The organism is Cupriavidus sp. 05L411, from assembly GCF_056398045.1.
The window spans coordinates 47,445-55,380 of sequence record NZ_JBFTOQ010000048.1; the positions used below are offsets into that span (position 1 = coordinate 47,445).

The window sequence follows — 7,936 nt, forward strand, 5'->3', positions numbered from 1 at the left end:
GGAGACCCATGATGAAGCAAGCAACCAGGTATGGCCGGCGCGCGACGCTTCTCGGGGTTGCCGTCGCCCTTCGCCCCTCGCCCCTCGCCCTTTACGCGTCTGCGCCTCTGGTCCGCCCACCAACCCCGTCGCCGGGCTGTCAGTGACCAACTGAGCCGGCGGCGCAAAGCCCCACAGAACATACATAGGAAGACAATCATGTCAAAAGCCATTCGCTTCTACGAAACCGGCGGCCCGGAAGTGCTGAAGTTCGAGGACGTCGAGGTCGGCGAGCCCGGCCCCGGCGAGGCTCGCGTGCGCCACAGCTACGTCGCGCTGAACTTCATCGATATCTATTTCCGCACCGGCCGCTACCCGCTGGCGCTGCCCAACGGGCTGGGCTCCGACGCGGTCGGTGTGGTCGAGGCCGTGGGTTCCGGCGTGACGGACATCCGCGTGGGTGACCGCGTCGGCTACCTGATCGGGCCGCAGGGCGCTTACTCCCAGGTGCGCGTGATGCCGGCCGCGGTGCTGATCCCGCTGCCCGATGGCATTTCCGAGCGCACCGCCGCCACGCTGATGATGAAGGGCATGACGGCGCAATACCTGTTCCGTCAGGTCTACCCGCTCCAGGGTGGCGAGACCATCCTCTACCACGCGGCTGCGGGTGGCGTGGGGCTGATCGCCTGCCAGTGGGCGCGGGCGATGGGCGTCACCATGATCGGAACCGTGAGTACCGATGAGAAGGCCGCGATCGCCAAGGCCAACGGCTGTGCGCACACCATCGTGACCTCGCGCGAGAACATCGTGCAGCGCGTCAAGGAGATCACCGACGGCAAGGGCGTTCCGGTGGTCTATGACTCAGTGGGCAAGGACACGTTGGAAGCCTCTCTGGACTGCCTGCAGCCGCGCGGTTCGCTGGTCAGCAACGGCACCTCGTCGGGAGCGGTGATCGTCGACTCCCAGATGCTGGCCGTGAAGGGATCGATCTGGTTCACGCGGCCCGCCATGATGCACTATATCCAGCCGCGCGCGCACATGCTGGACATGGCCAAGGAACTGTTCGACCACGTGCTGGCCGGGCGCATCGCGAGCGAGCCCCAGCAGACCTTTGCCCTGGCCGATGCCGCCGACGCGCATCGGGCGCTCGATTCGCGCAAGACAGTAGGCTCGACCATCCTGGTGCCCTGACAGGGCATTGTCACGTTGCCGAAGCACAAGCGGCAAGCAGCAAGGACGCATTGCTGGCGTGTCCGCCTGACTTTGAACGCACCATGCCGGAAGGCTGCCGGCAATGTCAGTTGCACGTAGCAGACTGTGCAAGCATCAGAGGTGGCTCTCAATGCAAGAGCCAACCCACTATGGAGACACGCATGAACCCGCACACCCCGCATTCCGGACCCGATGATCGCGATGACTATCTGGTCAGCCGGCCCCGAGCCTGGTTTGCCTTTGCCATGACCTTTGCGCTGATGCTGTTCGACTACATCGACCGGCAGGTCATTGTCTCGTTGTTTCCCCACTTGAAGGAGGCGTGGAGCTTGTCGGACAAGCAGCTTGGCGCACTGGTGTCGATCATCTCGATCGTTGTCGCACTGGGCGGCCTGCCCGTCGCTCTTCTGGCCGATCGGATGAGCCGGGTCAAGAGTGTCGCCGTGATGGCAACGGTATGGAGCGTAGCGACCATTTCATGCATGTTTACTCGCAACTACAGTCAGTTGTTTGCCGCACGCGCCATGGTCGGCGTTGGCGAAAGTGGCTATGGTTCCGTCGGTGCGGCACTGATTGCGAGCTTGTTCCCTAAGCGCATGCGCTCCATGTTGCTGGGAGCGTTCTTTGCCGCCGGCTCCATTGGCGCTGTCCTCGGCGTCATGCTGGGCGGCGTGATCGCCCAGCGCTGGGGCTGGCAGGCAGCGTTCGGTGTGGTGGGCTTCCCGGGCCTGGCAATCGCGCTGCTGTACCTGTTCGTGCCTGACTACAAGACCGTGGAACTGACATCCCGGCTGCACAAGGCGAAGGAATCACCATGGAACTTCATCAGGCACGTCGCAAGCGCGTTGTCTGACTCGCGTACGGTTTGGTGGACCTGCGTCGGCGCAGCGTTTCAGCTCATCGTGGTGTCTACCGTCTGGGCCTGGCTCCCCAGCTACTTCAACCGGTTCCACGGCGCAGCCCCGGATGTTGCCGCCAAGCAGGCGGCGCTGATCGTGTTGTGCGGCGCGCTGGGGGCCTTCGTATGGGGTCTCGTGGTGGACAGGGCGGCTGCGCGCCGGCCACGCAACAAGCCTCTCGCCGTGGCGTTCCTGTGCGTGGCGACCCTGCTGGTTTTTGTTGCGGCCTTTACTGTTACGATGCCGGCCGGCCAGCAGTTCCTGCTGATTGCGTTCGGCGGCTTCCTGATGACGTGTACGGTCGGGCCGGCGGCGGGTATTGTGCTCGACGTCGTTCACCCGGGCGTCCGTTCCACCGGCGCCGCACTACTGTCGCTCTTTCAGAACATGTTTGGCCTTGCGGTTGGGCCATTCGTCGGAGGGGCGATTTCAGATGCCCTTGGCCTGCAGACGGCCCTTGCGGTGATGCCGGCATTCGGCTTGGTCGCCGCTGCGTGTTTCCTTTTGGCGGCGCGCCAGTATGAATCGGATCTGCATCGGGCCGACAACCGCCTGCAGACTTACAACGAAGTACCGCTCGCATCTGCATCCGCGTGATGGGTTTTGGAAGCCGAGGCGGACGGAGTCGGATTCGGGTGGCTCAACGCGTCGAGCCGATCGCCCCGGTCGCGAGCGCCAGCGTGGCGGCGGCGGCCAGCGCGCCGCTGTACGCATCGGTCGACGCGTTCCATGCCAGCAGCAACTGGTTCTGCGCCAGGTTGGCATCGGTTACCGATCCCACGCCCTTGCTATACGCAGCAAAGGCCGCGTTGTAGGTGACCTGGGCGGCGTCGGCCAGCGCCTTGGCCGCGTCGTACGCCGCCAGGCTCGATTCGAGCGCGCTCTGGCTGATCACCACTTGCCGCACCGATTCTTCCTTGGCGCGCGTCAGCCGGGCCGATGCGCTGTCGACGTCATTGCGCGACTGCGCGACCACCGCCGAGCGCACCCCGCCGTCGTAGATGGGCACGGTAACGCCAAGGAATACGCTAGCGCCGTAGCGATAGCCGTTGAGGTTCAGCGTCGGCGGCTGCTGGCCGATTGGCGGAATCGCGGAGATGGACGATCCACCCGACGCATACGACGTGTACGCGGACAGGAACACCTTGGGCAGGAACGCCGCCTCGGCTGCCTTGACCTTGGCCTGGCTGGCGCGCTCGACCGCATAGGCGCTCAGCACGTCGGGCCGCTGCGCGATCGCGCTTTCGACGATCTGCTCGATGGAGCCGCGCAAGGCGGGCGACAAGGGCCGCACGGGCATTTCGGCGATGCGTGGTTTGGACAACGGCGAGATACCGATGGCCGTGAGCAGGGCCAGATACGCGTCGGTCTCGGCGCCCTGTGCTTGCACCATCGCAAGGTTGGTCTGCGCACGGTTCTGGGTGGCCTGCGCCACCTCCACGACCGTGCCGATGCCGCGCTGGTAGCGGGCYTTGGCGGCCGCGAGCACGGCWTCGGCGTTGGTCATGGCCTGCTGCACCGTGCCGCCGCGCGACCGGGCAGCCTGATAGCGGTAGAACGCCACGCTGACATCGTGCACGATGCGCTGGTGAACGGCCGTGAACGCAATATTGACGGCGATCGAAGTTTGCTCCGCGGCATCGACAATCCCTGCACGTTCACCGAAATCGAACAGCAGCCATTGCAGCGACAGTACCGACACCGCGCCGTGGGTGGATGTGTTCGTGCCAGCCGATCCCAGGGGCGTGCTGGTGGAAAGATGCCCGTTCTGGTAGCCGCCCATGGCCGCGGCCGAGATGTGCGGCAGGTAGCTGGCCTTGGCGATGCCCGCGGCCAGCGCCGCATTGCGTGCGTCGTTCCACGCGATGCGCGTCAGCGGGTTGGCGGACTCGGCCATGTCGATTAGTTCCGGCAGCGAGTACGCGTGCGCCGGATCGAGCGCGGGCGGCGGTGCAATCGACGCCAGCGCCGAATTGGCGGGCAGCGTGTAGTCGGAAGGCCCTGGCGCGGGTGCGGCCCTGGCCGCGGCGCCGGGCACGATGTCTCCGGATGCCGTGGTGGCGGGCTGCCACGGCCGATCGGCTTGCACAGGCGCGAGATTCAGCGACGACGTGGCACAACCGGCCAGCGTCGCAGCAATCAGCGATAGCGGAATCACCAGCGAATCACGTTTGCGCATGGATTGGGGAAGGGTGGGCCGCCTGCGCGGCGTCGGCAACGGAGGCGGCCAGGCGTTTGTCGATGAGGGCCAGCAAGGCGTCGCGGGCCGGGCCGTCGTGACCGGCGGCGTGGGCCTCAGTGGTGGCATTAGTGGCCTCAGTGGCGTGAGCGGGCGGCACTGGCTGCGGCGCCGTATCGTGGGTCCGCAGCGTGCGAAGCCGCCGCGCGAGGTCAGGGTCGCCCGGGTACCGCTCGGCGAACAGGAACGCCGGACCGGCAATCGCGTCGAGCGAGCGTAGGCGCCGCTGGCGGTCTTCGACCCACTCGGGTGCCGGGCCCACGGACGCCGGCTCATAGTGCGCGAGGATCAGGTCCTGCGCGATATCGCCCTGCAAGGCCAGCGCGGCCGTGGCATGCCCGCGCCGGTCGTCGGGCCGCCTGGCATGCGCCAGTTGCTGCCATTGCTCGACCAGCCGGCCCAGCGCCGCTTCGATGCGCGCGGCAATGCTGACCGGCCAGATGCGCGTGAACACCAGGTAGACCATCAGGTTGCCAAGCATGATGCCGATGACCCGGTCACGCGCGATGGTCAGGTCAAAGCCTGGGCCTGCGCCCTGGATGACACACAGGTAGAACGCGAACGCGATCTGGAAGCCTGCGTAGGCGATGCGCGCAGAGCCTTGCGCAACCCAGCCGGATATCCACGAGCCCGCGAAGACGAGCAACATGAGTCCGCCCACCGACGACAGCGAAGGCACGACATAGACGAGGGCGGCCGTGCCGATGAACGCGCCGGCCAGGCAGCCGGCCAGCCGCAGCGAAAGCTTCTCCACGGTCTCCGCGGCGGTCCCGAGCGACACGAGATAACACGTGATGAAGCAGGTATGAATGCCCGGCCAGTTGAGCTGCTGATAGAGCAGGTAGCAGAACATCGCCGCGCCGGTGGTCTTGAGCGCGTAGTGGATGTGGCCGCGATTGCTAAAGGCATCTGCGTCGAGGAAGCCGCCATGGCTGGCTGGCGGCATCGGGGCTGTCGCTGTATCGGTCGCCGTGTCCGCTTCAGGGGGCTCGGCAAAGCCGTTGATGGCCGAGTGCAGTTCCCTGGCAACCGCCGCCTGCGCCGGCGCAAGCTGGCTGGCGTCCGGTGGGCTCAGCCCGATTTCCACCGGATAGCCGCCCGCATCGAGCATGCGCGCCATCGCGTCAAGCGTGTCGGCGATCGGGTCGGCAACCGGGGCGGGCAGGGGTGCGCCCGGCTGCCGGCAGGCGACATCGACCGCCAGCAGGATCGCCATGGTTGACGCCGCGGCATGACGCAGCGCGGCTACGTCGCTGGCATTGGCCGAGCCTTCGATCCTTGCCAGCTTCAGCCAGCCCGCCACCGGTTGAACGCCGGCGTGCAAGGCTGCGTGCAGCGCGGCGCCGTCCGGTGGCGGATCGCGCAGGCAGGCCGCAGCCACGCGCAGGCAATGGGCCAGCCGGTCGCAGGCCAGCCGGCGCGGCGCCGCCCCCAGCACCAGGTTGACCGCCACGTTCACGCCAATCGGAATCGCCACCATCAGCCAGGCATAGAGCAGGGCGCGCGTGGCGATCTCACCGCCGGGCACCAGGCCGAGTTCGTCGAGCCCGAACCCGATGATCATGGCGATGATGGCGCCCACCGGGCGCAGCTTGCTGGCTGAGGTCAGGAAGAGCAGGGCGGCCGACAGCACGGCCATGCACGCCACCCGGCGCAGTGGATCATCGACACTGAAATCGGCCAGCAGCATCACGAGTCCGATGATGATGCTGACCAGCACCAGCGCCGCCACGCTCATCACGATGCTGGTGGTGCGATCCGCCCGGTTGATGAAAAAGACGATATAGGCGGAGATGGCCACCTCCGGCGTGCCATAGATGCTGGTGACGAGCACCGTCAACGTGCACGCCACGGCAATGCGCGTGGTGGCCGATGCGCGGCCCGGAAACGGTGCCAGCAGGGCGCCGAGATCGGCCAGCCCGAGACGCAACTTGTCAGCGGCAGGCTGCGCCATGCCGGATCTCGACGGTTGCACTCGCGCCCACCCGGGCCAGCGTTTCCGGCGGTTCTTCAAGCTTGATCCGCACCGGGAATCGTTTGGCAACATGCACCCAGTTCACCGACGGCTGGACATAGGGCAGGGAACGCGGCAGGTTCAGGCGCTCGGTATCGGTGATGCCAATGCCAATGCCCTCGACCTTGCCGCGCATGGCATGGCTGCGGTCGATCATTGAATAGACCGTGGCGCAATCGCCCAGACGGATATCGGCCAGCTGGGTTTCACGGAAATTGGCGACAGCGAACCATTCGCCGGTATGCACTAGCAGGAAGAGGGACTGATTGGGAATCACCACTTCGCCGGACAACACGGTCAGGCCACTCACGCGGCCGTCATGCGGGGCGCGAACCACGGTGTCGTCCAGTGCCCGCTGGGCGATGGCCAGCGCCGCCTCGCGCGCTCGCACGGTCGCCGTGGCGTCGTCTTCCGTGCCCACCGCCTTTGCCGTCGCGGCACGCTGCACATTGGCCTGTTTCAGCGATACCGCCGCGTCGCGCTGCGCCACCTCGGCCTGGTCGAGCTGCTGCTTCGGCACGTAGCCATCCGCGGCCAACGGGCGCAGACGCTCCACGGTGCGCGCGGTCAGCGCGTAGTTCTGCTCGGTACGGGCGGTCTGCTCCGAGGCAATCGCCGCGTTGGCGTGTTCGGTGGCAATCGTGCGTCTGCGCGTGCCCAGCGCAGCCTGCGCCAGTTCCAGATCGGCAGTCGCCTGGGCCACGGCTAGCCGGTATGGCACAGGATCGATCTCGAACAGCACGTCGCCCTTGGCCACGTGCTGGTTCTCGCTGACGAGGATCCTCGAGATCCGGCCGCCCACGGGCGACGCCACATGCACCATGTCAGCATCGAGCCCGGCATCATCGGAAGACGGAAACCGCACGGTGCGATGCCAGGCATAGATGGAGAGCAGGATGGCCAGAACGACGATCGCCAGGGCGATCAGTTTCCCGCGTAGCGGGCTTTTGCGGACGCCGGCCATTTTCATAGGATGTGTCCCGTAGCCGATAGCCAGACGATTTCAGCGACCATCAGGCCGATTGCCGTGTTCGCCAGCAGCGGGAAGCCGACGATATCCGCCCAGCCGGCCAGGATAAACAGCCGCCAGGAAATGACGGCGCCCACGATGCCGATCAGGGCGCTCAAGAGCCAAAGCGGAAAATAGGCGCCAAACAGGCTGAAGGACGGAGCACCGGCGCAACCGTAGAGCGAAGCGGCCAACGCGACAAGCACAAGCGAGCGTGCCATGGGATCTGGGGCAGGATTGGTTCACGCAATATAGCAGCGAGTATTCGCGATTGTCCAAGGGACAAGGAAAAGTTGGTCAACGCCGGGCTGACGATGCGCGGCGCTGCTGGGGAGCCAAGGATGGGGGGGATGGACGTTCAGCCAGTCAGCGTCTCAGGCGTGGATTTAGAATTTTCATGATTTAACATAAGGCTAATTATGCGTCTTTTAGGTGTGTAAAGGCCAAATCAGAATGTCCGCTTCCAGCCACATCAGAATGTCCTCTGGATAGACCTATACTGGTAGCGCCTGGGTTGGACGGGAGCGCGCCGTGAAGGATCGAGGGTTGATCACCATGAGTCTGCGTGAAGTTGACCGCTTCAA

6 protein-coding genes are annotated in these 7,936 nt (G+C 65.7%); 2 read left to right on the forward strand and 4 right to left on the reverse strand.

Features of this window, described 5'->3' with window-relative positions:
* The first annotated feature begins 198 nt into the window (after window positions 1–198).
* Window positions 199–1,170 carry a quinone oxidoreductase family protein gene (locus AC1DQR_RS33890; RefSeq protein WP_477134591.1) on the forward strand — a complete coding sequence of 324 codons (972 nt, stop codon included), beginning with the start codon at window positions 199–201 and terminating at the stop codon, window positions 1,168–1,170.
* 182 nt (window positions 1,171–1,352) lie between these two features.
* Window positions 1,353–2,687, forward strand: a complete 1,335-nt coding sequence (locus tag AC1DQR_RS33895; RefSeq protein ID WP_416052626.1) for a spinster family MFS transporter — start codon at window positions 1,353–1,355, stop codon at window positions 2,685–2,687.
* A 43-nt stretch (window positions 2,688–2,730) separates the two neighbouring features.
* On the opposite strand, the gene AC1DQR_RS33900 is transcribed toward AC1DQR_RS33895, so the two are convergent.
* Genes AC1DQR_RS33900 through AC1DQR_RS33915 form a run of 4 tightly spaced genes read right to left on the reverse strand, consistent with a single transcriptional unit; the run spans window position 2,731 to window position 7,573 of the window.
* Window positions 2,731–4,269 (reverse strand): TolC family protein, encoded by a 1,539-nt coding sequence (locus AC1DQR_RS33900; protein ID WP_477134592.1) that lies wholly within the window; start codon window positions 4,267–4,269, stop codon window positions 2,731–2,733.
* Window positions 4,256–6,283 (reverse strand): FUSC family protein, encoded by a 2,028-nt coding sequence (locus AC1DQR_RS33905; protein WP_477134593.1) that lies wholly within the window; start codon window positions 6,281–6,283, stop codon window positions 4,256–4,258. Before AC1DQR_RS33905 ends, AC1DQR_RS33900 begins: the two co-directional genes overlap by 14 nt.
* Window positions 6,264–7,313, reverse strand: coding sequence for a multidrug transporter subunit MdtN (gene mdtN / locus AC1DQR_RS33910; RefSeq protein WP_416052623.1), 1,050 nt, complete (start codon window positions 7,311–7,313; stop codon window positions 6,264–6,266). The genes AC1DQR_RS33905 and mdtN overlap by 20 nt, the downstream gene beginning before the upstream one ends.
* Entirely contained in the window at window positions 7,310–7,573 is a 264-nt protein-coding gene (locus tag AC1DQR_RS33915) for a hypothetical protein (protein WP_477134594.1), read from the reverse strand. Before AC1DQR_RS33915 ends, mdtN begins: the two co-directional genes overlap by 4 nt.
* Between the last annotated feature and the right edge of the window lie 363 nt (window positions 7,574–7,936).

Bases quoted from the DNA above. Each gene is read 5' to 3' on its own strand.
- AC1DQR_RS33890 (WP_477134591.1), top strand. From the start codon at position 199: ATGTCAAAAGCCATTCGCTTCTACGAAACCGGCGGCCCGGAAGTGCTG.
- AC1DQR_RS33895 (WP_416052626.1), top strand. From the start codon at position 1,353: ATGAACCCGCACACCCCGCATTCCGGACCCGATGATCGCGATGACTAT.
- AC1DQR_RS33905 (WP_477134593.1), bottom strand. From the start codon at position 6,283: ATGGCGCAGCCTGCCGCTGACAAGTTGCGTCTCGGGCTGGCCGATCTC.
- mdtN (WP_416052623.1), bottom strand. From the start codon at position 7,313: ATGAAAATGGCCGGCGTCCGCAAAAGCCCGCTACGCGGGAAACTGATC.
- AC1DQR_RS33915 (WP_477134594.1), bottom strand. From the start codon at position 7,573: ATGGCACGCTCGCTTGTGCTTGTCGCGTTGGCCGCTTCGCTCTACGGT.